Source organism: Streptomyces sp. NPDC015130 (genome assembly GCF_043080005.1).
In the GTDB taxonomy this organism is placed as follows: Bacteria; Actinomycetota; Actinomycetes; order Streptomycetales; family Streptomycetaceae; genus Streptomyces.
In genome coordinates, this window is the sequence record NZ_JBIBVC010000020.1 from 85,433 (window position 1) to 109,891 (window position 24,459).

24 protein-coding genes are annotated in these 24,459 nt (G+C 73.2%); 10 read left to right on the forward strand and 14 right to left on the reverse strand.

What is annotated here, in order from left to right; genetic code table 11:
* Window position 1: 1 nt before the first annotated feature.
* The 3 genes from ACF08F_RS32210 (at window position 2) to ACF08F_RS32220 (ending at window position 2,450) form a co-directional block, all read left to right on the forward strand.
* Window positions 2–1,498, forward strand: coding sequence for a tripartite tricarboxylate transporter permease (locus tag ACF08F_RS32210; protein ID WP_392302056.1), 1,497 nt, complete (start codon window positions 2–4; stop codon window positions 1,496–1,498).
* Window positions 1,495–1,959 (forward strand): GNAT family N-acetyltransferase, encoded by a 465-nt coding sequence (locus ACF08F_RS32215; protein ID WP_392302057.1) that lies wholly within the window; start codon window positions 1,495–1,497, stop codon window positions 1,957–1,959. Before ACF08F_RS32210 ends, ACF08F_RS32215 begins: the two co-directional genes overlap by 4 nt.
* Before the next feature lie 80 nt (window positions 1,960–2,039).
* Window positions 2,040–2,450, forward strand: a complete 411-nt coding sequence (locus tag ACF08F_RS32220; protein ID WP_392302058.1) for a DUF6299 family protein — start codon at window positions 2,040–2,042, stop codon at window positions 2,448–2,450.
* Window positions 2,451–2,457: 7 nt separating this feature from the next.
* On the opposite strand, the gene ACF08F_RS32225 is transcribed toward ACF08F_RS32220, so the two are convergent.
* Both ACF08F_RS32225 and ACF08F_RS32230 read right to left on the reverse strand, forming a co-directional pair.
* Window positions 2,458–2,940, reverse strand: a complete 483-nt coding sequence (locus ACF08F_RS32225; RefSeq protein ID WP_392302059.1) for a DUF402 domain-containing protein — start codon at window positions 2,938–2,940, stop codon at window positions 2,458–2,460.
* Window positions 2,921–3,844 carry a GNAT family N-acetyltransferase gene (locus tag ACF08F_RS32230; protein WP_392302060.1) on the reverse strand — a complete coding sequence of 308 codons (924 nt, stop codon included), beginning with the start codon at window positions 3,842–3,844 and terminating at the stop codon, window positions 2,921–2,923. The genes ACF08F_RS32225 and ACF08F_RS32230 overlap by 20 nt, the downstream gene beginning before the upstream one ends.
* Window positions 3,845–3,917: 73 nt before the next feature.
* Here ACF08F_RS32230 and ACF08F_RS32235 point away from each other — a divergent pair, with 73 nt between their 5' ends.
* Window positions 3,918–4,292 carry a GntR family transcriptional regulator gene (locus tag ACF08F_RS32235; RefSeq protein WP_359672425.1) on the forward strand — a complete coding sequence of 125 codons (375 nt, stop codon included), beginning with the start codon at window positions 3,918–3,920 and terminating at the stop codon, window positions 4,290–4,292.
* A 24-nt stretch (window positions 4,293–4,316) separates the two neighbouring features.
* Here the strand turns inward: ACF08F_RS32235 and ACF08F_RS32240 are convergent, their stop codons facing one another.
* From ACF08F_RS32240 to ACF08F_RS32255, 4 genes are all read right to left on the reverse strand, one after another.
* Window positions 4,317–5,435: a DUF5925 domain-containing protein gene (locus ACF08F_RS32240; RefSeq protein ID WP_392302061.1), complete on the reverse strand. Its 1,119-nt coding sequence runs from the start codon at window positions 5,433–5,435 to the stop codon at window positions 4,317–4,319.
* Window positions 5,436–5,521: 86 nt separating this feature from the next.
* The gene (locus ACF08F_RS32245) at window positions 5,522–6,286 is read right to left on the reverse strand and encodes a polysaccharide deacetylase family protein (RefSeq protein WP_392302127.1); all 765 of its coding nucleotides are present in this window, start codon (window positions 6,284–6,286) and stop codon (window positions 5,522–5,524) included.
* A gap of 47 nt (window positions 6,287–6,333) precedes the next feature.
* A complete protein-coding gene (locus tag ACF08F_RS32250; RefSeq protein ID WP_392302062.1) occupies window positions 6,334–7,455 on the reverse strand; it encodes a glycosyltransferase family 2 protein in 1,122 nt (373 codons plus the stop codon).
* On the reverse strand, window positions 7,452–8,282 hold the full coding sequence (locus tag ACF08F_RS32255; protein WP_189509598.1) for a glycosyltransferase family 2 protein: 831 nt from the start codon (window positions 8,280–8,282) through the stop codon (window positions 7,452–7,454). Before ACF08F_RS32255 ends, ACF08F_RS32250 begins: the two co-directional genes overlap by 4 nt.
* A 669-nt stretch (window positions 8,283–8,951) precedes the next feature.
* On the opposite strand from ACF08F_RS32255, the gene ACF08F_RS32260 reads away from it, so the two are divergent.
* Window positions 8,952–9,758 (forward strand): SGNH/GDSL hydrolase family protein, encoded by an 807-nt coding sequence (locus ACF08F_RS32260; RefSeq protein ID WP_392302063.1) that lies wholly within the window; start codon window positions 8,952–8,954, stop codon window positions 9,756–9,758.
* Here the strand turns inward: ACF08F_RS32260 and ACF08F_RS32265 are convergent.
* On the reverse strand, window positions 9,742–10,773 hold the full coding sequence (locus ACF08F_RS32265; RefSeq protein WP_392302064.1) for a serine/threonine-protein kinase: 1,032 nt from the start codon (window positions 10,771–10,773) through the stop codon (window positions 9,742–9,744). The two genes, ACF08F_RS32260 and ACF08F_RS32265, sit on opposite strands and share 17 nt — an antisense overlap.
* A 324-nt stretch (window positions 10,774–11,097) precedes the next feature.
* On the opposite strand from ACF08F_RS32265, the gene ACF08F_RS32270 reads away from it, so the two are divergent.
* Window positions 11,098–11,370, forward strand: coding sequence for a hypothetical protein (locus ACF08F_RS32270; protein ID WP_079037679.1), 273 nt, complete (start codon window positions 11,098–11,100; stop codon window positions 11,368–11,370).
* A gap of 181 nt (window positions 11,371–11,551) precedes the next feature.
* Here ACF08F_RS32270 and ACF08F_RS32275 read toward each other — a convergent pair whose 3' ends face one another.
* The 3 genes from ACF08F_RS32275 to ACF08F_RS32285 form a co-directional block, all read right to left on the reverse strand.
* The gene (locus ACF08F_RS32275; protein WP_392302065.1) at window positions 11,552–12,748 is read right to left on the reverse strand and encodes a CaiB/BaiF CoA transferase family protein; all 1,197 of its coding nucleotides are present in this window, start codon (window positions 12,746–12,748) and stop codon (window positions 11,552–11,554) included.
* An 83-nt stretch (window positions 12,749–12,831) separates the two neighbouring features.
* A complete protein-coding gene (locus ACF08F_RS32280) occupies window positions 12,832–13,608 on the reverse strand; it encodes an ABC transporter permease (RefSeq protein ID WP_392302066.1) in 777 nt (258 codons plus the stop codon).
* Complete coding sequence (locus tag ACF08F_RS32285) at window positions 13,605–14,543, reverse strand: ATP-binding cassette domain-containing protein (protein WP_392302067.1); 939 nt, start codon at window positions 14,541–14,543, stop codon at window positions 13,605–13,607. Before ACF08F_RS32285 ends, ACF08F_RS32280 begins: the two co-directional genes overlap by 4 nt.
* Window positions 14,544–14,605: 62 nt before the next feature.
* Between ACF08F_RS32285 and ACF08F_RS32290 the strand changes: the two genes are divergently transcribed.
* Window positions 14,606–15,349, forward strand: a complete 744-nt coding sequence (locus ACF08F_RS32290; protein ID WP_390556380.1) for a TetR/AcrR family transcriptional regulator — start codon at window positions 14,606–14,608, stop codon at window positions 15,347–15,349.
* Here the strand turns inward: ACF08F_RS32290 and ACF08F_RS32295 are convergent.
* The 4 genes from ACF08F_RS32295 to hmgA all read right to left on the reverse strand — a co-directional run bounded on the left by ACF08F_RS32295 (window position 15,336) and on the right by hmgA (window position 19,860).
* Entirely contained in the window at window positions 15,336–16,562 is a 1,227-nt protein-coding gene (locus ACF08F_RS32295) for a type ISP restriction/modification enzyme (protein WP_392302068.1), read from the reverse strand. The two genes, ACF08F_RS32290 and ACF08F_RS32295, sit on opposite strands and share 14 nt — an antisense overlap.
* A gap of 52 nt (window positions 16,563–16,614) precedes the next feature.
* A complete protein-coding gene (locus tag ACF08F_RS32300) occupies window positions 16,615–17,610 on the reverse strand; it encodes a hypothetical protein (protein ID WP_392302069.1) in 996 nt (331 codons plus the stop codon).
* A gap of 120 nt (window positions 17,611–17,730) precedes the next feature.
* Window positions 17,731–18,480: a GntR family transcriptional regulator gene (locus tag ACF08F_RS32305; RefSeq protein ID WP_392302070.1), complete on the reverse strand. Its 750-nt coding sequence runs from the start codon at window positions 18,478–18,480 to the stop codon at window positions 17,731–17,733.
* 66 nt (window positions 18,481–18,546) lie between these two features.
* Window positions 18,547–19,860, reverse strand: coding sequence for a homogentisate 1,2-dioxygenase (gene hmgA / locus ACF08F_RS32310; protein ID WP_392302071.1), 1,314 nt, complete (start codon window positions 19,858–19,860; stop codon window positions 18,547–18,549).
* Between the two features lie 152 nt (window positions 19,861–20,012).
* Between hmgA and ACF08F_RS32315 the strand changes: the two genes are divergently transcribed.
* The 3 genes from ACF08F_RS32315 to ACF08F_RS32325 are packed head-to-tail and all read left to right on the forward strand — an operon-like array spanning window position 20,013 to window position 24,291.
* A complete protein-coding gene (locus tag ACF08F_RS32315; protein ID WP_392302072.1) occupies window positions 20,013–22,172 on the forward strand; it encodes a right-handed parallel beta-helix repeat-containing protein in 2,160 nt (719 codons plus the stop codon).
* Window positions 22,169–23,026: a hypothetical protein gene (locus tag ACF08F_RS32320; RefSeq protein ID WP_392302073.1), complete on the forward strand. Its 858-nt coding sequence runs from the start codon at window positions 22,169–22,171 to the stop codon at window positions 23,024–23,026. The genes ACF08F_RS32315 and ACF08F_RS32320 overlap by 4 nt, the downstream gene beginning before the upstream one ends.
* On the forward strand, window positions 23,023–24,291 hold the full coding sequence (locus tag ACF08F_RS32325) for a hypothetical protein (RefSeq protein ID WP_392302074.1): 1,269 nt from the start codon (window positions 23,023–23,025) through the stop codon (window positions 24,289–24,291). Before ACF08F_RS32320 ends, ACF08F_RS32325 begins: the two co-directional genes overlap by 4 nt.
* Window positions 24,292–24,459: the final 168 nt, after the last annotated feature.

Here is a 24,459-nt window from a genome sequence, read left to right on the forward strand (position 1 = left end):
CATGGATTCCCTGTACTCCCTCATCGACGGTTTCGGGACCGCCCTCACCCCGATGAACCTGCTGTGGGCCGCCGTCGGCGTGCTCCTCGGCACCGCCATCGGCGTCCTGCCCGGCATCGGCCCCGCCATGGCCGTCGCCCTGCTGCTCCCGGTGACGTACGGACTCGAACCGACCGGCGCCTTCATCATGTTCGCCGGCATCTACTACGGCGCCATGTTCGGCGGCTCCACGACCTCGATCCTGCTCAACACCCCCGGCGAGAGCGCCGCCGTCGTCGCCGCCATCGAAGGCAACCCGATGGCCAAGACCGGCCGGGGCGCGCAGGCGCTCGCCGCCGCCGCCATCGGCCACTTCGCCGGCGGCATGATCGGCACGGTCCTCCTCGTCGTCCTCGCCCCGACCGTCGCCGCGCTCGCCGTCGACATCGGCGCCCCGGACTACTTCGCGCTCATGGTCCTCGCCTTCATCGCGGTGACCTCCGTCCTGGGCTCCTCCCGCATCCGCGGCCTCGCCTCCCTCCTCATCGGCCTCACGATCGGCCTCGTCGGGCTCGACCAGATGACCGGCCAGCAGCGCCTCACCTTCGGCTCGCTCCAGCTCGCCGACGGCGTCGACGTCGTCATCGTCGCGGTCGGCCTCTTCGCGATCGGCGAGGCCCTGTGGGTCGCCGCGCACCTGCGCCGCACGACGGGCGAGGCCATCCCCGTGGGCCGGCCCTGGCTCGGCCGGGACGATGTGCGCCGGACCTGGAAGTCCTGGCTGCGCGGTCCGTTCATCGGCTTCCCGTTCGGCGCGATCCCGGCCGGCGGCGCCGAGATCCCGACCTTCCTCTCGTACGTCACGGAGAAGCGGCTCTCGAAGCACAGGGAGCAGTTCGGCAAGGGGGCCATCGAAGGCGTCGCCGGACCCGAGTCGGCGGCCTCCGCCTCCGCGGCGGGCACGCTGGTCTCGATGCTCACCCTGGGCCTGCCCACGACCGCCGTCGCCGCCGTGATGCTCGCCGCCTTCCAGCAGTACGGCATCCAGCCCGGCCCGCTGCTCTTCGAGCGGGAGCCCGACCTGGTCTGGGGCCTGATCGCCTCGCTCTTCGTCGGCATGGTGCTGCTGCTCGCCCTCAACCTGCCGCTCGCGCCCGTCTGGGCCAAGCTGCTGCGGATCCCGCGCCCGTACCTCTACGCCGGCATCCTCTTCTTCGCCGCCGTCGGCGCGTACGCGGTGGGCGGCGAGGCGCTCGACCTGGTCATCCTGCTCGTCGTCGGCCTCATCGGCCTCGGCATGCGGCGCTACGGACTGCCCGTGCTCCCGGCCGTGATCGGTGTCATCCTCGGCCCGGCCGCCGAACAGCAGCTCCGCCGCGCCCTCCAGATCAGCGACGGCTCACTGACGGGCCTGGTGAACACCCCGTTCTCGGTCACCGTCTACACGGTCGTCGTGATCCTGCTCGCCTGGCCCCTGTTGAAGAAGGTGATCATCCGCCGCCGTAACGTGTCGGCATGATCCACGAGACACCCCGCCCCGCAGTCCCCTCCGACGTGCCCGCGGTGAAGGCCGTGACCGATGCGGCCTTCCACCACTACATCGAGCGGATCGGCCTCGTACCGGCGCCGATGGAGAGCGACCACGCCGCGAACGTGGCCGCGGGGCTGGTGTTCGTCGTCGGCGACCCGGTGGTCGGCCTCGTCGTGGTGATCCCCGAGGCCGACCACCTCTACCTGGACGAGGTCGCCGTCCACCCCGAAGCCCAGGGCACGGGCCTCGGGCGCGTCCTCATGGAGTGGGTGGAGCAGCGGGCGCGGCAGCTCGGGCTGCCCGAGGTGCGGCTGCTGACCAACGCGATGATGTGGGAGAACCAGAAGCTGTACGAGCGGTACGGCTACGAGGTCGTCGAGCGGCGCGTGGACGGACCGTACGATCGTATCCACTACCGAAAAGTGCTCAACTCGCCCCTGATGGGGTGAGTTTCGGACATGGAACGGCTTGATCCGGTATCCCTGGCGGGCAGCACCACTCACCCCCCACCCCCGAAGGGACCCCGCTCATGCGCGTCCGTACCGCCCTCGCCGCAGGCGCCCTGATCGCCGTCGCCGTCGCCCCTCTCGCCCAAGCGCGAGGGGCCGACGGCGTGTCCGTCCACGGGCACGGCACCGTCGCCGAGGACAGCACCGTCACCCTCTCCGGCACCTACCGCTGCACCGACGACACCGCCGGGCCCGTCTTCGTCAGCGCCACCCTCCGTCAGGGGAACCGTTCCGCCGGGATCGGCGGCACCCGGGCGATCTGTGACGGCCACCTCCGCGAGTGGGTCAACACCTCCGTCGTGAAGGACCCCGCCTACCGCCCAGGCGCCGCCCACGTCGAGGCCCGCCTCGTGCAGCTCACGACCGGTGGGACGGGCCTGCCGACGCCCGGCTTCCTCGCGACGGCGGAGTCGGACGTCGAGCTGCACTGACCGCCGGTCAGCGACCCAGCAGGTCGATCAGGCCCTCACGGCCGAGCAGTTCGAGCTCGTCGAGGGCCACGACGGCGCGGGCCGCCGCCTCCGGGTCGGAGGCGGCGAGGCCGCTCGCCTCGAACTCGTCCTCGTCGAGCCGCAGCACCTCGCTGCCGTCCGCCGACACCCACAGGTCCAGGTCCAGGTCCTCGATCACGACCCCCGAGCCGTCGATCTCGGCCGGCCGGGTGATGTCGCAGTACCAGCCCTTGAGGGTGCCGTCCCCGGACCACACCTCCTTGACCGTGTACCAGCGGTCCCGCCAGTAGTGCTCCACGAAGACGTCGCCCGGCTCGAACCGGACGAAGCCGAAGTCCCGTACCCCTTCGGCGGCCCACGGGGCGCGGACCGAGAGCCGGCCGCCCTCCTCCGTGAGGACCTCCGCCGGGTAGCGGATCTTCGTCCGCCCCGCCTTCACCAGGGTGATCTCAAGCGACCGTCCGGACATGCCGTACCTCCACCGCGCCGATCTCGTAGCCGAACCACTTGTTGATCGCCAGCATCGGTCCGTTGCCGGCGTCGTTCCCCGTGAACGCCTCCACGCAGCCCGCGGCCCGGGCCCGGTGCAGGGAGTCGTTCTTGACGAGCTTCGCGAGACCGCGGCCCCGGAAGGCGGGCGCCGTGCCGGTCATCCCCGTGGCGTACCGGCCCCGTCCGTCCGTCCGCGCCGCGCTGAACGCGGCGGGCACCCCGTCCACCACCGCGACCGTCGTCAGCACCCGGTCGAAGAGGGGATGGTTCCAGGTCGTCTCCAGCCAGTGCGCGTAGTCGTCCAGCTCCGCACCCACGTCACCCGGCTCGTCGGCGGTCGTCACCGCGTCCAGCTCGAAGAGCACCCGAGGATCGGAAGCGAAGTCCTCGGCCGTCCGCAGCTCGACACCGGTCGGCGGCGCCTGCAGCGGCGGCAGCTCGGCCGCGGCCAGGTCCAGGCGGAGGAAGTACGCGGAACGGCTCGGCGCGTAGCCCCGCCGCTCGGCCCACGCGCGGTTCCGCGGCTCGTCCATGGCCCAGCTGTACAGGGTGTGCGCGCCGCGCTCCGTGAGGTGCTCCTCGGCGGCGCGCAGCAGCAGCGTGCCGGCGCCGAGCCCCGTGTGCGCCGGGTCCACGTACACGTTGGCGTAGCCGATGCCGGGCTCCGGCGCGTCGTGCGCGATCCCGACCTGGGCCGTCCCGATGACCGTGCCGTCCCCCGTCACGGCGACCAGCGGACGGTAGTGGCCGTCGGGGTGCGCGTGCGCCCAGTCGAAGACGAGCTGCTCGGCGGTGGCCAGCATGAAGGGAACCGCTGCGCGGCGCACGCGGGCGAAGCCCTCGGCGTCCTCGGTTCGTACGTCACGGACGATCACAGTCATGTGGCCGCACGCTACGTGTGGATGGTGGCCTCCGCCTCCCATTTTCCCGTGGGGTGAGGGCAGAATCGGAGGGGTGACACTCACCATCGCCGTGGACCACGAATCCACCACCGCTCCGTACGAACAGCTGCGTGCCCAGATCTCGGAGCGAGCCCGCTCGGGCAGACTGCCGGTCGGGTACAAGCTGCCGACGGTACGCGGGCTCGCGGAGCAGCTCGGCCTCGCCGCGAACACGGTCGCCAAGGCGTACAAGGCACTGGAGTCGGACGGGGTGATCGAGACCCGTGGCCGTCACGGGACCTTCGTCGCGGCGGCCGGCGACGCGGCGACCCGCCGCGCCGCCACCGCCGCCGCCCAGTACGCCGAAGAGGCCCATCGCCTCGGCCTCAGCCGCGCGGCAGCGGAGGCCGCCGTGAGCGAGGCCCTGCGCGCGGCGTACGACAGCTGACCGGCCCCTGACCGCCGTTCGGCTCTACAGGTAGAGCCCCGCCCCCGCCGTACGGGGCTCGGGGAGGTCCGCCGGGGGCGTGCCGCGGCGGAGCGCGAACAGCTCCGCCAGCGTCGCGCCCTCGCGTGGCACGCCCTCCTCGCGTCCGAGCCAGGAGACCGACTCCGCCCTGGTCATCGGCCCGACCTCGATCCGGGCCAGACAGCGGCCGGGCCGTACGACCGCGGGGTGGAGCCGCTCCAGGTCCTCGTTCGTGGTGACCCCGACCAGGACGTTGCGCCCCTGCCCGAGCAGCCCGTCCGTGAGGTTGAGCAGCCGCGACAGGGCCTGCCCCGCCGTGTGCTTCGCCTCGCCGCGGATCAGCTCGTCGCAGTCCTCCAGGAGCAGCAGCCGCCAGCGGCCCTTCGCCGTCCCCTCGTCCTCACCGATGGCGATGTCCATCAGATAGCCGACGTCGTTGAACAGCCGCTCCGGGTCCAGGACGCAGTCCACCTGGCACCAGTCCCGCCAGGACCGGGCCAGGGTCCGCAGCGCGGAGGTCTTTCCCGTGCCCGGCGGACCGTGCAGCAGCAGGAGCCGGCCCGCGATCGACTCGGGGGTCACCTTCATCAGCCGGTCCATGGACTCGGCCACCGGCGCCGAGTAGTTGGGCCGGACCTCGTCCCAGGTCCCGGCGCTGATCTGCCGGGTCGTGCGGTGCGGGCCGCGCCGGGGCGACACGTACCAGAAGCCCATGGTCACGTTCTCCGGCTGCGGCTCCGGCTCGTCCTTCGCCCCGTCGGTCGCCTCCTTCAGGACGCGCTCCGCGAGCTCCGCGTCCGCCGCCGTGACGGTGACGTCCGCGCCCCGGTTCCAGCGGGAGACGAGCAGCGTCCAGCCCTCGCCCTCGGCGAGCACGGCGCTGCGGTCGTCGTCCTTCGCGGCCCGCAGCACCCGGGCGCCCGCCGGGAGCAGCGTCGCCTCCGGCTTGACCCGGTCCACGGTGGTGCTGTGCGAGTGCGGCTGCTCGCCGGTCGCGAAGCGGCCGAGGAAGAGCGCGTCGACGACGTCCGACGGCGAGTCGCTGTCGTCGAGGTTGAGTCTGATGGGCAGCGACCGCTGCGGCTCGGACGGTACCGGTGGGGTGTCAGCCATGGCGCCCATGATCCGGCAACCGGGCATTCCGTGCACCGTGTTTTGAACGGGACGTTACCCCCGGTCGCCGGTCCTTCCGCCGGTCCGGCGGTACGTCAGATCCAATGGCCCCGCGTGGCGCCCCGGGCGCGTCGCACGAGCGCGTACCCCTTCGTCATGGCCCGGTCCGCCGCGAAGTTCCAGCTGATCGCCCGGCCTTCCACGAGCCGGACGAACTCCTTGAGGTCCGTCGACCGTCGCACGGTGACCCGCTCCAGGGCGTACGGCCCCTGGGATCGGCAGGCCAGCGCGTTCCCGACGGCGAGCGCCTGGGTGAACCCGGCCTCCCGGACCGTGTGCCGGACCCGCCTGCTGGAGTATCCGTACGGGTACGCGAAGGAGGCCGGGGCGCTCCCGAGCTCCTCGCCGACGATCTCCCGGCAGCGCAGTGTCTCGAAGCGCAGACTTCGCGCGTCGAGCTGGTCGAGCTGCGGATGGGTGTGGCTGTGGCCGCCGATCTCCGTGCCGGCGTCGGCCAGTTCGCGGACCTGCGCCCAGTCGAGCATGGTGTCGAGCGCGCCGCCCTCCTCGTGCTTGCCGCGCAGCCAGCCGGTGGAGACGAAGACGGTGCTCGCGAAGGAGTGCCGGGCGAGCTCCGGGAGGGCGTGCCGGTGGACGCCCTCGTAGCCGTCGTCGAAGGTGATGAGGAGCGGCCGGTCGGGCAGCGGTCCGCCGGTGCGCCAGGCGGCGGCGAGCGCGGCGGTCGTCAGCGGGGTGAACCCGCGCTCGGCGACCACCTCCATCTGCGCGGCGAAGGCCTCGGGGGTGACGGAGAGCCCCAGGGTGGCCGGAGCGGGATCGCGGTCGACGGCGTGGTACATGAGGACGGGCACGCCCCGGGTGTACGGGGTCCCGCACCCGGCGGCGCTCACGAGGCGCCCTCGTCGACGAGGGCGGCCCCGGCCGAACCGGCCTCCACCGCGCCGTCCTCGGCAGCCGTGCCCTTGACCGTACGGTCGTGGGCCGTGCGACCGTCGGCCGCGCCGTCCTCGGCGCGCTCGATCGGCCCCCAGGAGAAGGTCGGTCCGCCGCGCCGGTTCCGCAGCGTGCCGAGGGCGTAGCCGCCGGCCGCGACCGTCACCCCGGTCACGATCGCCCCGGCGCGGCCCGCACCGCCGGACCGGCCGCGCAGCGCGTCACGCACCCCGCGCAGCACGCCTGCCGGCAACACCCGTGTGGTGTAGCGCCGTTCGGACTCCAGGCCCTTCTGTGCGCCGACGCTCCGCGCGACGAGCGCCTTGGAGAGCCCCTCGGCGTACACCCGGGTGCGGAAGTAGCCGAAGCGCTCGCGGGCCGCGGGCACCTTGTGGTGGATGACCGCGCGGTCGTCGATCAGCAGGATCGCCCTGGGCATCGCCTTGGCGAGCCGGATGCACAGCTCGGTCTCCTCGCAGCCGAGGGGCCGTCGGTCGCCGTCCCGGCCGATGCCGGTGGCGAAGCCGCCGGCCGCGTCGAAGGCGGTGCGGCGGAAGGAGGCGTTTCCGCCGAGGACGTTGCGCACGCGGGCCCGGCCCGGGGGCAGGCCCCGGTAGGTACAGCCGACGACCCAGTCGAACTCCTCGGGGAACCAGGCCGGGCGGCGGCCGGAGGCCCAGGCGGGCAGGGTCCGGCCGCCGACGGCCATGACCTCGGGCCCGTCGTAGGCGGCGGCGAAGTGGTGGAGCCAGTCCGGTTCGGCGACGGCGTCGTCGTCGAGGAAGGCCACGAACTCGCCGCGGGCGGCGGCGATTCCGGTGTTGCGGCCGGAGGAGAGGCCGCGGGGGCCCGCGTTGGCGAGCACCCGCACCTCCTCGTGGAGCCGCTCGTCCGCGTACTCCTCGGTGAGCCGTTCCCGGAGCCGCTCGTTGTGGTCGACGACGAGCAGGATCTCCAGCGGCGGAAGGGACTGCTTCCGTACGGAGTCGACGGCGGCGAGGATGTCCTCCCACCGCTCCTCCGTGTAGACGCAGATCACCACCGAGAAGCCGTGCGGGGACGTGCGGTCGCTCAAGACGCCTCTCCCCGGGGAACGTTGACGGAGAACGCGGCGGGGCGGCGGCGGGCGGCCTTCCGGACGCCCTTCTCCTTGAGGATGACCTTGAGGACCCGGATCCCGTCGCGCACGGCGTTGAGGTTGCTGACGCCGTGGATGCGCAGGTACTCGTGGCTGGGGACTTCCTGGACCTTGAGGCCGGCCTTGACGACCCGGATGTTGATGAGGGTCTCGATCTCGAATCCGGTGCAGTCCAGCGTGACCTTGTCGAGGCAGTGCCGCCAGAAGGCGTTGTAGCCGTAGCAGAGGTCGGTGTAGCGGGCGCCGAACTTGCGGTTGACGAGTGTGCAGAGTGCCCAGTTGCCGAGGCGGCGAATGGTCGTCATGTCGTCGGTGCCGCCGCCGTTGGCGAATCGCGAGCCCTTGGCGAAATCCGCACCGCCGACGAGGGCGGAGACGTAGGAGACGATCTCCTGGCCGTCGGCCGAGCCGTCGGCGTCGACCATGACGATGATGTCGCCGGTGCAGGCGGCGAAGCCGCTGATCAGGGCGTCGCCCTTGCCCTTGCCGACCTGCTTGACCACCTTGACGTCCGGCCGGAGTTCACGGGCGACGTTCACGGTGTCGTCGGTGGAATTTCCGTCGACGAGGACGACTTCGTGGATCCATTCCGGCAGCGTCTTGAAGACGTACGGAAGATTTTCGGCCTCGTTCATCGCGGGAATGACGACGCTCACCGGCGGAGTGATCGCCAAATGCGAGGTGATGGCGCGGTACTGGGCCGCTATTCGACTCGGCTCGGTCATTTCTTGGCCCGTAGTGGCCGGGCGCAGGAACGAGCTCATGGGTCCTGATTCCCTCTCGTCCGGTGGGCCGCCCACCCCTTGGGCGGTCCGATGGTGTGTCCGGTTCGAAAGGGGGGTGCTCGCTTCGCCCGCGCGGGATCGACACATGGTCGATCGCCTGTGCGGGATCGGCGAGTTGGCATGACTGGCCGCGCGGTACCCGCGACCCGGCGCACGTTCGAACACCGAGCACGGCACCCCCCTACCGCGCCCCGCACCGGAGCCATCGCGACGCTAGAGCCCTCCCCTGAGCCGCTTTGCTTGATGGTCCTGTGCGGGTGAGATGTACGACGGTATTGATGAATGGGACTGTATGGCAAGTCCCGGATCGGTGGCCCGCTTTTCCGCAGTTTGGTGAAGCTTCGTTGCTCAGATGTGCGACTGTCCCGGTCGGATTCGGTCAATCCGTTTGCATGCAGGGAACAGTGATGCGCGATCACATCTCTGTGCTTTGTTGTACGGATGTGTCGCGAAAGTTTCGCGGTCGCGCTCGATCAATTTTTGGGAGCGGAAGTTCCGCTTCCTGTATGGCCGGATCTCGACTGTCCTCACTGGAGGTTCGCCTGAGAGGCACTGGAGGTCGGTCCCAGTTTTGACATGAACACTTCCGGTCGGCCGGATCCGATGCTACTACCTGGTAGCGCAGAGATCCTGCTACAGGGAGGTTCCATGAGACTGTCCCGCTTCGCGGCCCTTTCGTCCTCGCTCCTGCTCGGCGCCGTCCTCGCCCTCACCGGGGCGAGCGCGGCTCAGGCGGCCGAAACCGCCGCCCTCGACTACGTGGCACTGGGAGACTCGTACTCCTCCGGCGTCGGCGCCGGCAGCTACGACAGCGCCAGTGGCGACTGCAAGCGCTCCACGAAGGCGTTTCCGGTGCTCTGGAAGAACGCCAACGCCCCCTCGTCCTTTGCCTTCACCGCCTGCTCGGGCGCCCGAACGGGTGATGTGACCGCCAATCAGCTCGGTCCCCTCTCGGCCGCCACGGACCTGGTCTCCATCACGATCGGGGGAAATGACGCCGGTTTCGCCGACGTTATGACGACCTGTGTGCTGCAGTCCGAGTCCACCTGTATCAACCGCGTGAATCAGGCCAAGGCCTACGTGGACTCCACGCTGCCCGGCAAGCTCGACTCCGTCTACACGGCCATCCGCAACAAGGCGCCCGCCGCCGAGGTCGTCGTCCTCGGCTACCCGCGCTTCTACAAGCTGAGCGGCAGCTGTGTCGCCGGTCTGAGCGAGGGCGAGCGCAGCGCGATCAACGGTGCGTCGGACTACCTCAACGCCGCCGTCGCCAAGCGCGCGGCCGACCACGGCTACACCTTCGCGAGCGTCGTCCCCGCCTTCACCGGCCACGAGATCTGCTCCGGCTCCGCGTGGCTGCACAGCGTCAACTGGCTCAACATCGGGGAGTCCTACCACCCGACCGCGTCCGGACAGTCCGGCGGCTACCTGCCGTCCTTCAACGGGGCGGTGTAGCGGATCCGTCCCCCGTACCCGTCGGGCCGGGACCGGCCGGAGCGGTGCTCGTGACCCCGCCCGGACCGGGACCGGTGCCCGGTTCCCCGTCCCGTACGAGGTGGTACGTCAACGCCCCGGCGATCAGCAGGGCCCCGATCAGCCCGGCCGCCAGGACCGGGCCGCGGCGGGGCCGTGCCGGTCGCCGGGGCGGCCGCGCTCCGGCCGGCGCCGGCGCGGGTGCCGGGCCCCCGCCGCGCGGCCCCTCGTGACCACCACCCCCACTCTTCGGGCGGGCAGGGGCGCCGGACCCCGCGCGCGCGGATGCCCCGGCTGCCCGGGGCGTGCCTCCCGGGGCCGCCCGCCGCAGCTCCCGCTCGGCCTGATCCGTCGTCAGGGCCGCCCCGGCCTGCTCGTCGAGGAGCCGTCCGATCACCGAGGCCAGCGCTCCCCGCCGACCTCCCACCGCCGCGTCGAGAAGCGTGCCGACGGTCCGGAGCTCCGCCGCCTCGTCCGGCCGGCCTTCCCCCGGAGTCACGGCCCCCGCGCCGAAGCCCGTCCCGGCCCCCGTGCCGAAGCCGGTGACCACGACCCGGCCGTCATTGGCGAGCAGGACGTGCCCCGGGTCCACGCCCGCGTGGGGCACGCCCGCCCCGCGCGCCGCCCGGAGCGCGGAGAGGACCTCCGCTCCGACGCGCGCGGCCTCCGGGGGCGGCAGCGGGCCACCGGCCTCCAGCGTCTCGGCGAGGCTGAGGCCGCGGACCAGCTCCATCACGACCCACGGCCGGCCGTCCTCGGTGGCGACGCCGTGCACCCGTACCACCGAGGGGTGGGAGATCCGGGCGGCCGCCCGCGCCCCGCGCTCCAGGCGCGCGTACAGCAGGGGAGCCTCGTCGGCCGGGAGTCCGGCCGGGGCGCGGAGCTCCTTGAGGGCCACCTCGTGGGCGAGCGTCTCGTCGAGGGCGCGCCAGACCGTGCCCGTCGCCCCTTCCGCGAGGACGTCCAGCAGCCGGTAACGACCCGCGATCACCGTCATGGCTCCACGGTAACCGAGCGGTGACCTTCCGACTCCGGTCCGTACGGGACCGCGTGGGCCGGCCGCAGGGGAACGATCTTGGTGGCGGAGATCACACCCGGCCACGTGGCCGGAGAGCGCCGCCCTCGGTGCAGGATGGTTCGTGACGGTTCGACAGGTGTTCGAGGCCTGTCCAACTCACCCTGGAATCAGATGGATTCGCACAGTGACCGTCAACCCTCGTACGGGGGCGGTGAATCCCGTCGGCGGGATACACGGGTGTGACGGTGGAGCGATAGGGTTAACCTGCCCGGGCCGGGTGCCCTTGTACGGGTGGGGAGTGACATGGAACAGATAGCAATGCGCAGCAGGCCGCGAGTGCCTGCCATCACCTGCGGGAGCAGCGCGACGAGTTCGCGCCTCGACCGCCATCTCGCGGTGCTCGGCGGCCCCGCCGTGCCCCAGCGTGAGGTGGCGGAGGCGACGCTGCTGATGCGGGAACTGACGTCGCGTATGCCGGAGGCGCCGGTGCACAGCCACCGTGGCCGCAGCGCGCGCGTCTCGCTCTTCGCCCCGCTCCGCCGCCTGCGCCGCTCGCTCTTCGGCGCGCGCCACTAGGAGGCCCGGAGGCCGGGCCGCGTACCCCGAGGTCGCCCGCCCGCTTCCGCCCGGTCTCCCGTACGACCCCGCTCGCGACAACGCCGGACGCGTCCCCGCCCGTCCGGCGTTTCGTCGTGTCCGGGCCGGTCCGCCGCCCGGGAGTGTCGGGCGGCAGCCTCCGCCCGCGCGCCGGCAGCTTTCAGGCGATCACGCCCGCGCTCCTGAGCTCCTTCCGCTCCGTCTCGGACACCCCGAGTTCCCCGAGGACCCCGTCCGTGTCCTGGCCGAGTGCGGGGATCCGGTCCATGCGCGGCTCCGGCCCGTCCGGGAAGACGATCGGCGGCAGCAGCGAACGCAGCGGCCCGACCGGGGACTCCACCGGCCGCCAGCGGTCCCGGGCCGTCAGCTGGGGATGGTCCGCGAGCTCCGCGACCGAGTTGAGCCGGGCGCAGGCGACGCCCGCCGCGTCGAGCCGCGCCAGCGCCTCCGGGGCCGTGAGCGGGGCCAGCGCCGCCGCCACCACCGCGTCCGTCGCCGCGCGCCCGGCGACCCGCGCCGTGTTCGTCGCGAAGGCCGGGTCCTCGGCGAGCTCCGGGCGGCCGACGACCTGCTCGGCGAGCCGCCGCCACTCGCGGTCGTTCTGCACGGAGAGCAGCACCAGGCCCCCGTCGGCCGTCGGATAGGCGTCGTACGGGGCGATCACCGCGTGCGCGAGCCCCGTTCGCGCCGGGCTCGTGCCTCCGTGCGACCCGTGGTGCAGCGGATGCCCCATCCACTCGGCCAGCGAGTCGAGCAGGGAGACCTCCACCGGGCCGCCGCGCCCGGTCGTGCCGCGCCGGACGAGCGCGGCGAGGACGCCCGAGAACGCGTACATCCCGGCGGCGATGTCGGCCGCCGGGATCCCCGACTTGACCGGCTGCTCAGGGGTGCCGGTCACCGAGACGAGCCCCGCCTCGCACTGCACGAGCATGTCGTACGCCCGCTTGTGCGCGTACGGACCCGCCGCCCCGTACCCCGAGACGTCCACGGCGATCAGCCGCGGGTGCGCGGCGCACAGCGTCGCGGCGTCGAGGCCGAGCCGGGCCGCGGCGCCCTGCGCCAGGTTCTGCACGAAGACGTCGGCGCCGGCCACCAGGCGCCGGGCGAGCGCCAGGCCCCGGGGGTCCTTGAGGTCGACCGCCACCGACTCCTTGCCGCGGTTGCACCACACGAAGTGCGAGGCGAGGCCGCGGGCGGCCGTGTCGTACCCCCGGGCGAAGTCCCCGCCGTCGGGGCGCTCGATCTTGACGACCCGGGCGCCGAGGTCCGCGAGCTGCCGGGTGGCGAAGGGGGCGGCGACGGCCTGCTCGACGGCGACGACCGTGATCCCTTCGAGGGGGAGTGGCTGAGTGCTCATGACAGCCCTGCCTACCCTGCCGGGGCGCCCCTGTCATCAGGGGATGCGTCACCCCGGGGGCACCCACCCCCGCATCAGGGAGGTCAGCGGCGGGCGTAGCGGCGGACCGCGAGCGGGGCGAAGACCGCGATCAGGACGAGCGACCAGAGCAGCGCCCCGGCCACCGGGTGCGCCACCGGCCAGGCCGCGTCCGCCGGCACGGGCGCGTTGCCGAAGAGCTTCCGTACCGCCGTCGTGACCGCCGAGATCGGGTTCCACTCGGCTACCGTCCGCAGCCAGCCGGGCATGCCGTCCGTCGGGATGTACGCGTTGGAGAGCAGCGGCAGCATGAAGGTGGCGCTGCCCAGCTGGCCGGCCGCCTCCTCGCTCTGCGAGGCCAGGCCGAGCAGGATGCCGATCCAGGTCGTCGCGAAGCGGAAGAGGAGCAGCAGACCGAAGGCGCCCAGGGCCTCCAGGGCGGTGCCCTCGATCCGCCAGCCCATGGCGAGTCCGACGAGGATCAGCGGGACGGTGCCGACCGCGCTCGCCAGCAGATCGGCGAGGGCCTGTCCGAGGGGGACGGCGGCCCGGCTCACGGGCAGGGTCCGGAAGCGGTCCATGACGCCTCGGTGGGAGTCCTGCGCGGCCTGGAACATGCCGGTCATCAGGCCGCCGGACGCGGTCGCCACGAGGATGCCGGGGACCAGGAACGCCCGGTACTCGGCGCCCGGCACGGCGAGCGCGCTGCCGAAGACGTACCCGAAGAAGAGGAGGAAGACGATCGGCATCGTCTGGGTCATGACGGTGAGGGCGGGGGCGTGCCGGATCCGCTGGAGATGGCGGCCGAGGACGGCGGTCCCGTCGTGCACGAGCGCGCTCACGCGGCGGGCTCCTTCCGGGCGGTGAGGCGCAGGAACACCTCGTCGAGGGTGGGCGGACGCAGGGAGGCGTCGACGATGTGGACCCCGGCGGCGTCGACCTCGCGGACGAGCCGGGGGAGGGTGAGGGTGGTGTCCGGGGTCACCACGCCGACCGTGCGCCGCTCGGCGTCCAGGACCGGGGCCGCGCCGGTGAGCCGGTCGAGGACGGCCGCGGCCGCCTCCAGGAGCGCGGGGTCGGCGACGACGACCTCGGCGTGGTGGCCGATGAGCGCCTTGAGTTCGGCGGGTGTGCCGCGCTGGGCGACCCGTCCCTCGTCGATCAGGACGATGTCGTCGGCGAGCTGGTCGGCCTCCTCCAGGTACTGGGTGGTCAGCAGGACGGTGGTGCCCTCGGCCGCCAGGTCCCGTACGGCGTCCCAGATGCCGTTCCGGCTGTGCGGGTCGAGGCCGGTCGTCGGCTCGTCGAGGAAGAGGACCTCGGGGCGGACGAGGAGGCTCGCGGCCAGGTCGAGGCGGCGCCGCATCCCGCCCGAGTAGGTGCGCGCGGGCCGGTCGGCCGCGGCGGTCAGGTCGAACCGCTCCAGGAGCTCGGCGGCGCGGGAGCGCGGGGCGCGCAGCAGCCGGGCGAAGAGCCGGAGGTTCTCCGCGCCGGTCAGGTCGCCGTCGACGGAGGCGTGCTGGCCGGTGACAGCGATCTTGCCGCGGACGCCCGCCGGGTCGCGCACCACGTCGTGCCCGGCGACCCGCGCGCTGCCCGCGTCGGGCGCGACCAGGGTCGTCAGGACCCGGACGGCGGTGGTCTTGCCGGCGCCGTTGGGTCCGAGGACGCCGCAGACCGTGCCCGCGGGGACGGCCAGGTCGAGCCCGCGCAGGGCGTGGACCTCGCCGTAGCGCTTCCGCAGACCCTCACTAAGTACAGCGTACGTAGTCGTCATGGCGCGACCCTACCTCACTACGTACGGTGTACGTAACTACGATGGGGGCGAGGTGATGATCCATGGCGGGCCGAGCGGCCGAACCGGAAGTGATCTGGGCACGGCCCGAGCGCACGGGCCGCGGCCCGAAGCCGGCGTACAGCCGGCGGGACGTCGTGGACGCGGCCGTCCGCATCGCCGACGCCGACGGCATCGACGGGGTCTCCATGCGCCGCGTCGCCGCCGAACTCGGCTGCGGCACCATGTCGCTCTACAACTACGTCCCCCGGAAGGAGGACCTGTACGAGCTGATGGTCGACGCGGTCAGCGGCGAGTACGAGCTCCCCGAGGAGCCCAGCGGCGACTGGCGCGCCGACATGACCGCGATCGCCCACCAGAGCCGCGCGATCATGTACCGGCACCCCTGGCTGCCGCGCGTGATGACCACCGCCTACGGCTTCAGTCCCAACGCCCTGCGCTTCCTGGAGTGGTGCCTCGGCTGCCTCACGCCCCTGGACGCCCCCGCCGGGCTCAAGATGCAGCTGATCGCCATGGTCAACGGCACGGTCATGGCGACCGTCGCCAACGAGCAGGCCATCGCCGAACGTGCCCGCGGACTTCCCTGGTCCGAGGCGGAGGAGCAGGCCGTCCGCGGCGCCTACCTCATGGGACAGGTGGCGAGCGGACGCTACCCGCACCTTGCCGGACTGCTCGCCGAGGCCCCCGCCGCGCCCGTCGACCCCGACGAGATCTTCGCGATGACCATCGCCCGCCTCCTCGACTCGTTCGCGCCCCCGGCCGCGGGAACGAGCGTCACAGGAGCATGAACTGCCCCTCCGGACCCTCCTCCTGGTGGTCGAGGACGGACGCCGGGCGGCGCGCCCGGTCCGGCGGCGGCAGCACTCCCGCAGCCCGCAGGTCCGCCCCGCCGAGACCCTCGGCGGCGAACGCGGCCCGCTCCGGCTCGCGCGCGCCGAGCAACGCCAGCACGGTGATCAGGTCGAGCAGCTCCGAGGTCCACTCCTGCGGCCAGTCGCCCGGCCCCATGGCCTCCAGGGACCCCGGCTCCGCCGGCGCGGTCCGGTGCGCGAACCACTGTTCGAGCACCCGCACCCCGCCGACCCGGTACTCCCACGCCTCCACCGGCACGGGAGAGATCCGGCCCCCGCCGAGACTCAGCACCTCGTCCCCGGCGTCGTACGCGATCGCCGTCGGCCGCGCCGGCACCGCCGCCCGCACATAGGGCCGGCGCCCGCCCGGCAGCCGCGGCTTCGTCCCGCTCAACGCGCCGCGCGCCTGCACGTCCACGAGCTCCCGGCCGAGCGCCACGCCCGCCGCCCACACCTCCCGGTCCCCGGGCAGCGGCACCCGGCACCCGGCGGGGGACGGGAGCGCCGCCGCCACGGTCCACGCCAGCCACTCCCGGGCGTCGACCTCGCGCCCGTACCGCTCCCCGAGGAAGTCGAGCAGACCGGGGGCGAGGTTCGGCTCCAGCCCCCCGGGGCGCCGGAACAGCGGCCGGATACGGCCCGGGCGGCCCGCCGGGGAACGCCCCTCGGGGAGCGCGGCGGTCACCAGGAGCGCCGGACCCCGCGTCCCCGGCACGTACCCCTGCTCCACGGCGAAGAGCTGCGGCCTCCCGGCCACCCGCCACAGCTCCGGGCGCGCTGTGTCGATCAGGCGGTGGTCGGGGAGCAGCCACTGCTCGTCGAACGGCCCGTGCGCCACCCGCACCGGCGCCGGGCACGGCCCCGGCTCGCGCGCGAACCGCGCCGTCCCGGTCCGTTGACCCGGCAACGCCGCCACCGCGCTCCACGGCGTACGCGCTCGACTCGGCCGGAACAACGCCTCCCGCTCCGCCTCCTCGGCCGCCGCCAGCCTGTCCCAGCGGGCCCTCAGCGTGCGGGCATCGGGAGCCACGACCCACGCCCGCCCGAACCGCAGCGGCGCCACGGCCCACGGCATCAGCTCGTCGAGGAGGGGCGGCTCGTCGTCGGCGCGGGGGGCTTCCGTCCGGGGGGCTTCCGTCACGCCCGGCATGCTAACGAGCGCCGTCCGTACGGGGCCAGGCCCGCCGCGCCGGGGCGACCCGTCAGCGGCGCCACCGGCGGTGGCGCGGGGGTTTCGGCCGGGCCGCCGGTTCGAGCGGGGCGAGGTCCTCCAGGAGGCGGCGGTACGCCTCGGGGGCCTGCTCGAAGTCCGCCCCGGCCGCGAGGGCGGCCCGGTCGCCGTCCTGTCCCCGGAGCAGGTCGACCGAGGTCTGTACGAACCGCTCCCGCCGGCCGTCCCGTTCCGCGTCGGCCAGCAGCCGACGCAGTTCGGCGACTGCGGCCGCGGCGTCTGCGCGGGCAGCCGGTCCTGCTTGGAGTCTGTTGCCCAGCCCGGCGGCGGGGGCCGCCTTCTCCAGCAGCGGGCGCAGCCGGTCCGCAAGCTCCCGGGCGGTCGCCGCCGCCGCGCGCGCCTGCGGTCCGGCCTCCCGCAGCACCCACAGGGCGCGGACCAGTTCGGGGTCGGGCACCGCGCCGAGATCCCCCCGCCGCCCGGCGTCCCGCACCGCGTCCACCGCCCGCGCGTAGTCCTCGGACGCCCACCCGGCGGCCTCGGCCAGCCGGATCGCGCGGCGCACGAGCCGCGCCTCCACGCCGAGGACCCGGGGGAGGGCCCGGAGGTTCCCCCCGACCAGTCCGGTCATGATGAGCAGCACCCCCGGCAGCAGGAGGGCGTCCGCGGTGGAGAGGTCCTCCTCCGCGTCGGCTGCGACGTCGTACAGGTCCCCCCGGTCCGGTCCTTCCGTGAGCATGAACCCGGACTCCCAGCCGTAGCCCCGGCTGTCTCCGTAGTTCGGCGCCTTGAGGCTGTCGCTCCGGCCGGCGTCGCAGTGGTACGGCCCCTCACGCGTCTTGTTCGCGTACGGATCGCTCCACCGGACCCGGCAGGTGCCGTCGGCCTTCTCGTGGACCACCGCCAGGTCGATCTGGCGCGACGCGGGCAGCCCCGCGTCCGGCTCGATCGTGTACAACCCGACCGAACACGCGAAGAGCGTGAAGCCGGCCGTCAGAACCCAGCGGAAGAAAGGTACGTGCCTCATGTGGTCAACCCCCCCGCCGTCAGCCTGGCACGGTGCGGACAGGAGGGCGAGAGGCCGGTTCCGGCAGCGTGTCGCCGCCGCCTCTGCCAGGGTCCGGCAGGCGCCGCCGCCCCGCAGCCGTCAGTGCGCCTCCACCGTGACGGTGAAGGAGAAGCGGTCGCCGCGGTAGCGGATGCGGGCCACGTCGACGACCCTGCCGTCCTCGTCGTAGGTCACACCCGTGTAGTGGAGGATCGGCGAGAGCAGCGGGACCTGGAGCAGGCCCGCCGTCTCCGGGTCGGCGAGGCGGGCCTCGACCGTGTCCGTGATGCGGCTGATCCGCACCCCGACCACGTCCCGCAGCACCTTCGTCATCGGCCAGCGCTCCAGGTCGGCCGGGTCGATCGCGGCGGCGAGCTCGGGCCGTACCGCGTTCTCCGCCCAGTTCGTCGGCTCGCCGCTCTCCCCGTCGCGGCGCAGCCGCCGGTACGCCACGACCTCCGGCACGTCGGGGAAGTACTCGGCGAGCTCGCCCGGCACCGGCTCCGCCCCGTGGCCGAGTACCGTCGTCCGCTCGCCCGACTGCTGGGCCACGATCGCGTCGATCGAGCCGAGCAGCCGGCGCGGGGTGGAGCGGCGGGCGCCCGGCTCGATGAAGGTGCCGCGCCGCCGGTGCCGGCTGATCAGGCCCTCCTCCTCCAGCTCCTTGAGGGCCTGGCGCATGGTCAGCACGCTCACGCCGTAGTGGGCGGCGAGCTGCTCCTCGGTGGGCAGCCGCAGCGAGGCGTCGGGCGTACGGCCCAGTATCGAGGCGCGCAACGACTGCGAGACCTGATACCAGAGCGGCAGCTTGCGGTTCAGGACCAGCGAGTCGGGGGCGAAGGCGGTCACGTGTTCTCCGTACGACGGCTGGGGCCTGCTCGGCGGATCAGGCCCCAAGGGCTTACGGCCGGGACACTACGGCCGGAAGTGGCGCTCCAGACCCTGCCATACGTCGTCGTACCCCTTCTGCAGATGGTCGGCGTTCGCGGCCTGCGCGGTCGCGGTCACCGGCCAGCGGGTCTCGAACATGAAGGCGAGGCCGTCGTCGATCCTCTGCGGCTTCAGCTCGGCGGCGCTGGCCTTGTCGAAGGTCTCCCGGTCGGGGCCGTGCGCGGACATCATGTTGTGCAGCGAGCCGCCGCCCGGCACGAAGCCCTCGGCCTTGGCGTCGTAGGCGCCCTCGATCAGGCCCATGTACTCGCTCATCACGTTCCGGTGGAAGTACGGCGGCCGGAAGGTGTCCTCGCCGACGAGCCAGCGCGGGGCGAAGACGACGAAGTCGACGCCCGCGAGCCCCGGGGTGTCCGAGGGAGCGGTGAGGACCGTGAAGATCGACGGGTCGGGGTGGTCGTAGGAGATCGTCCCGATGACGTTGAAGCGGTGCAGGTCGTAGACGTACGGGGTGTGGTTGCCGTGCCAGGCGACGACGTCCAGCGGGGAGTGGCCGTAGGTCGCCGACCAGAGGTGGCCGCAGTACTTGTTGACCACCTCGACCGGTCCCTCGACGTCCTCGTAGGCGGCGACGGGGGCGCGGAAGTCGCGGGCGTTTGCCAGGCCGTTGGCGCCGATCGGGCCGAGGTCGGGGAGCTGGAAGGGCGCCCCGTAGTTCTCGCAGACATAACCCCGGGCGGTCTCGTCCAGCAGCTCGACGCGGAAACGGACGCCCCGGGGGATCAGCGCGACCTCGCCGGGGTGGGCGGCGAGCAGGCCCAGCTCCGTGCGGAGCAGGAGGCCGCCGCGCTCCGGGACGATCAGCAGCTCGCCGTCGGAGTCGCCGAAGACCCGCTCCATGGAGGCGTTGGCGTGGTAGAGGTGCACGGCCATGCCGGTGCGCTGGGTCACGTCGCCGTTCCCGCCGAGGGTCCACAGGCCGGCCAGCCAGTCGGTGCCGGGAGCCGGCTCGGGCAGCGGGTTCCAGCGGAGCCGGTTGGGGTCGGGCACGGTCTCGGTGAAGGGGGCCCCGCGCAGCGTGCCGTCGTCGATCCGGGTGAACGGCGGGTGCGCGGCCGAGGGGCGGATCCGGTAGAGCCAGGAGCGGCGGTTGTGCGCCCGCGGCTCGGTGAAGGCGCTGCCGCTGAGCTGCTCGGCGTAGAGGCCGAGGGGTGCGCGCTGCGGCGAGTTGCGGCCGTGCGGCAGTGCGCCGGGGACCGCCTCCGAGCTGTGCTCGTTGCCGAAACCAGTGCTGTAGGTGAGCGCCTCGGCCGTCTTCCTGGCCTGCTCCGTGGTCATCGCCCGCTCCTGTCCTGAGCCCGCAAGGGAATCCTATGGATGACCGTAGGATTCCGCGGCGCTCCCGTCAACGGGGGTGTGGCGGGAGCTGTTCCGGATTGGTGCCGTACGAGGGGGTCAGAAAAGATGAACAATGCTCTACTCTCACGCGCATGTCCTGGACCCGAAGACTCGTCCTCGTCCTCTCGGTCGTGCTCGCGGCCCTCGCCGGAGCCCTGCTCGCCGCCCCCGGGGCCCAGGCCCACGAGGAGCGGCCCGTCACCTTCCCCGACGGCTCCGGCACCGTCCCGCAGCCCCGCTCGGGCGAACCCGACCTCCTCGTCTGCAAGACCGACCGCGCCGACTTCGCGCGCCGGACAGCCGCCTTCCCCGCCCCGCTCAAGGCCCGCAACCTCGCGCTCCTCGACCGCTGCGCGCGCGAGGGGTACCGCCACCTCCAGGAGGCCGTCGACGCCGTCGACCGGCCCGGGATGACCATCGCGGTCCTCCCCGGCCTGTACGAGGAGGAGCCCTCGCTGCCCAAGCCCACCGGCGCGTGCGCCGCGCTCAAGGCCCCGAAGTCCTCGTTCGGCTACCAGATCCTCAGCTTCGAGCAGCAGCGGCAGTGCCCGCACAACCAGAACCTGGTCGCGATCCTCGGCAAGAAGAACCTCCAGATCGAGGGCACCGGCGCCTCCCGCCTCGACGTCGTCTTCGACGCCAAGTACCAGAAGCTCAACGCCATCCGGGCCGACCGGTCCGACGGCGTCTACTTCCGCAACTTCACCGCCCAGCGCACCACCTTCAACTCGCTGTACGTGCTCGCCGCCGACGGCTTCGTCATCGACGACGTCCTCACCCGCTGGAACGACGAGTACGGCTTCCTCACGTTCGCCTCCGACCACGGCCTCTACAAGAACTGCGAGTCCTACGGAAACGGCGACTCCGGCATCTACCCCGGCTCGGCCTCGAACATCAACGACGGCCGCGGCTACGACGTGCCCCGCTACTCCATCGAGATCACCGGCTGCCGCAGCCACCACAACATGGTCGGCTACTCCGGCACCGCCGGGGACTCCGTCTGGGTCCACGACAACGAGTTCGACCACAACATGGGCGGCGCCTCCATGGACTCCGCCTTCCCCGGCCACCCCGGACTTCCCCAGAACCACGCCCGCTTCGAGCGCAACCTGATCCACGACAACAACCAGAACTACTACCGGTACGTCGCCGACGGCACCTGCGCCAAGCCGCCCGTCGACCGCGGCTACGAACAGGGCGTCGTCTGCCCCCAGATCTCCATGCCCCCCGGTACCGGCATCATCACCGCCGGCGGCAACTGGAACCTCTACGAGAACAACTGGGTGTACGGCCACCAGCGCACCGCCTTCTACCTCAACGCCGTGCCCGCCTTCATCCGCGGCGAGTCCGCCTGGGCCAAGCAGTTCGACACCTCCCACCACAACCGCTACGCCGGCAACCACCTCGGCGTCGACAAGGCCGGCAACCCCCGCCCCAACCGCACCGACGTCTGGTGGGACGGCCAGGGCAGCGGCAACTGCTGGCAGGGCGACGCCGACGCCGCCAGCCCCGGCGCCCTGCCCGACTGCGGAGAACGCCGCGGCGACGTCTCCGGAGACACCGACCGCCTCGTCGGCGAACCCGTCAAGCTCGCCCAGCTCCTCGTCTGCGCCGACTACAACGTCCAGGCCCGCCGCCTCCCGGCCGGCTGCGACTGGTACGGCGCCCGCGGCCTCCAGCGCGTCGAGACCCAACTCGCCCTCGGCAGTGCCCTCGTCCTCGCCCTGACCGGCACCGCCCTGTGGTGGCGCCGCCTGCGCGGCAACCGGCTCGCGGGCGTGGCCACCCTCACCGGCCTCCTGGGCCTGGCCCTGGACGTGGCCGGCTCGACCCTCGCCCTCACCCCGACCGTGCTCCCCGCCCTCGCGCTGCTCCTCATGGGCGCGTGGTGGACCCTCGTCGGCCTCGCCCTGCGGCCCACCCGCCCCGTCTTCGCCTGGACCACGGTCGCCCTCGGGGCCCTCACCCTGCTCGACGCCTTCGACAAGGCGGTCCTGATGGTCCCGGGCATCCCCCTCAGCCCCGCCTGGTTCCGGCTGCTCCTCGGCGTCGTCTGGGTCCTCTGGGCGGTGATCGCGGCGGGCACCCGCACCCCGCCGACCACCCCCGCCCCCGAGCCCGACGGCTCCACCCCCACCCCCACCCCCATCCCCACCCCCGGCGCCGACTCCGACACCGCCCCCGAGCCGGCACCGGACACCGCCCCCGCCCCGGCCGGCGAGCCCCGGCCCCGCCAGGAGGGGACGGCGTGACGCACCCGCGCGGGGCGGCGACGCCCCTCCTCTCCCTGGTGCTGTCCCTGGCCGCCGCGGTGTCCCTCGCGGGCTGCGGCGGCCCGGCCACCACACACCACAAGCCCGGCACCACCCACGAGGAGGCCTCCGGGAGCAGCGGCACCCTCCTCCCCGCCCGCGACGAGACCGGCCACCGGCTGCGGGAGGTCCCCGCGGCGACCGCGCCCACCGTCCGGGTCGAGGCCAGGCCCGACACGGAGGGCGGCTGGAACGTCCACCTCACGGTGGAGAGGTTCCGCTTCACCCCGGACAGCACCGGCGGAGCCGCCCTCCCCGGCCGCGGCCACGCCCGCCTCCTGACCGACGGCAAGGAGACCGCCCGGCTGTACGGCGCCTGGGGACACGTACCGCCCGGAGCCCGCACCCTGACCGTCCGCCTCCACGCGGACGACCACACGGTCTGGGCCGTCGACGGCGCCCCCGTCCAGGCCACCGTCCGCCTGGACGCCGCCCCCGCCGCCCCGACCCCACCGAGCCCCCGCCCCTCCGGCACGGCCACGGCGCCCGCCACCGCCCCCGCCGCGCCGCCGAGCCCCTGGCCGACCGAGACCGGCCGGACCGTCACCCTCACCATCACGGGCAGGACCGTCGAACCACCCCCTTCCCGCATCGAGCTGAAGAAGGGCGAACGCCTCACCCTCCGCGTCACCGGCGACCGCGCCGACACCGTCCACGTACACGGCTACGACCGCGAAGCCGCCCTCTCGCCCGGCGTCCCCGCCACCCTCACCCTCACCGTCGACCGCACCGGTCTCTTCGAGGTCGAGACCCACGGGTCCGGACTCCTCCTGACCCAACTCGTCGTCCGGTGACCGGCGTCCCGCTGGCCCACGGCGTCGGCTCCCGGCACGACCTCCCCCTCTCGCCCTTCTACGCCTACGCCGGCGCCTTCAGCGCGCTCCTCGTCTCCTTCCTCGCCCTCGGGCTGCTCTGGTCCACCTCCCGCTTCCGCGGCGAGCAGGCCGGGCGCCCCCTCCCCGCCGCCGTCCAGCGGGTGGCCGACGCACCGGCCACCCGCACCACCCTCCGGCTCCTGGGCGCCGCCCTCGCCCTGCTGTTCCTCGGCCACCTCCTCCTCGGCCCCGACGACCCGGACCACAACCCCGCGCCCGGCGCCCTCTACGTCCTCCTCTGGGTCGGACTCGTCCCCGCCTCCCTCCTCCTCGGCCCCGTCTGGCGCCTCCTCAACCCGCTCCGCACCCTCCACGCCCTCCGGCCGCCACGGGACCCGCGCCCGGTACCCGCCGCCGTCGGCATCCGCCCCGCCGCCGTCGGACTCCTCCTCTTCACCTGGCTCGAACTCGTCGCCCCCGACAACACCTCCACCACCACCCTCCTCGTCGCCCTCGCCGTCCACACCGTCGTCCAACTCCTCGGCGCCGCCCGCCACGGCCACCACTGGTTCGCCCACGCCGACCCCTTCGAGGTCTACTCCTCCCTCCTCGCCCGCCTCTCACCGCTCGGCCGCCGCGCCGACGGCCGACTGGTCCTGCGCTCCCCCTTCCACGGCCTCGACTCCACCCCGCAGACCCCCGGTCTCGTCGCCACCGTCTGCGTCCTCCTCGGCTCCACCGCCTACGACGGCCTCTCCGACAACCCCCGCTGGATCACCACCCTCCAGACCTCCTCCCTCGGCCCCACCGTCACCGCCTCCCTCGGCCTCCTCGCCGCCGTCGCCCTCGCCGCCGCCTGCTACGGACTCTGCGCCGGCGCCCTCCGCCTCATGGACCGGTCCCTCACCACGCCCCTCACCTCCTTCGCCCACTCGCTCCTGCCCATCGCCCTCGGCTACCTCGTCGCCCACTACTTCTCACTTCTCGTCACCGAAGGGCCACGCACAGTCATCATGGCAGCAGGCACTGACAACGCCCTCGCGCCCGATCCGCCCCTGGGTCCCGGCGGCCTCGCGACCCTCCAGGTCGCCGCGATCGTCACCGGTCACGTCCTCGGTGTCGTCGCCGCCCACGACCGCTCCGTCCGGCTGTTCCCGCCCGCCCGGGCCGTCGCGGGCCAACTGCCGCTGTTCCTGCTGATGATCGCGTACACCCTCGGCGGCATCGGACTGCTCATCGCCTGACCCTCCGACGTCGAAGAACCGTCAGTAACCCTCTTGAACAAGGGGGTTGGGCTGAGGTTATGGTGATCCCCGCGCGCCCGGCGGAGCCTGACCACTCCACGACGGCGCGCACATCACCGGCGGCCGGGGGGACAGTGCCGCCACGGGGAGGAACGGACCCGCCGTGCC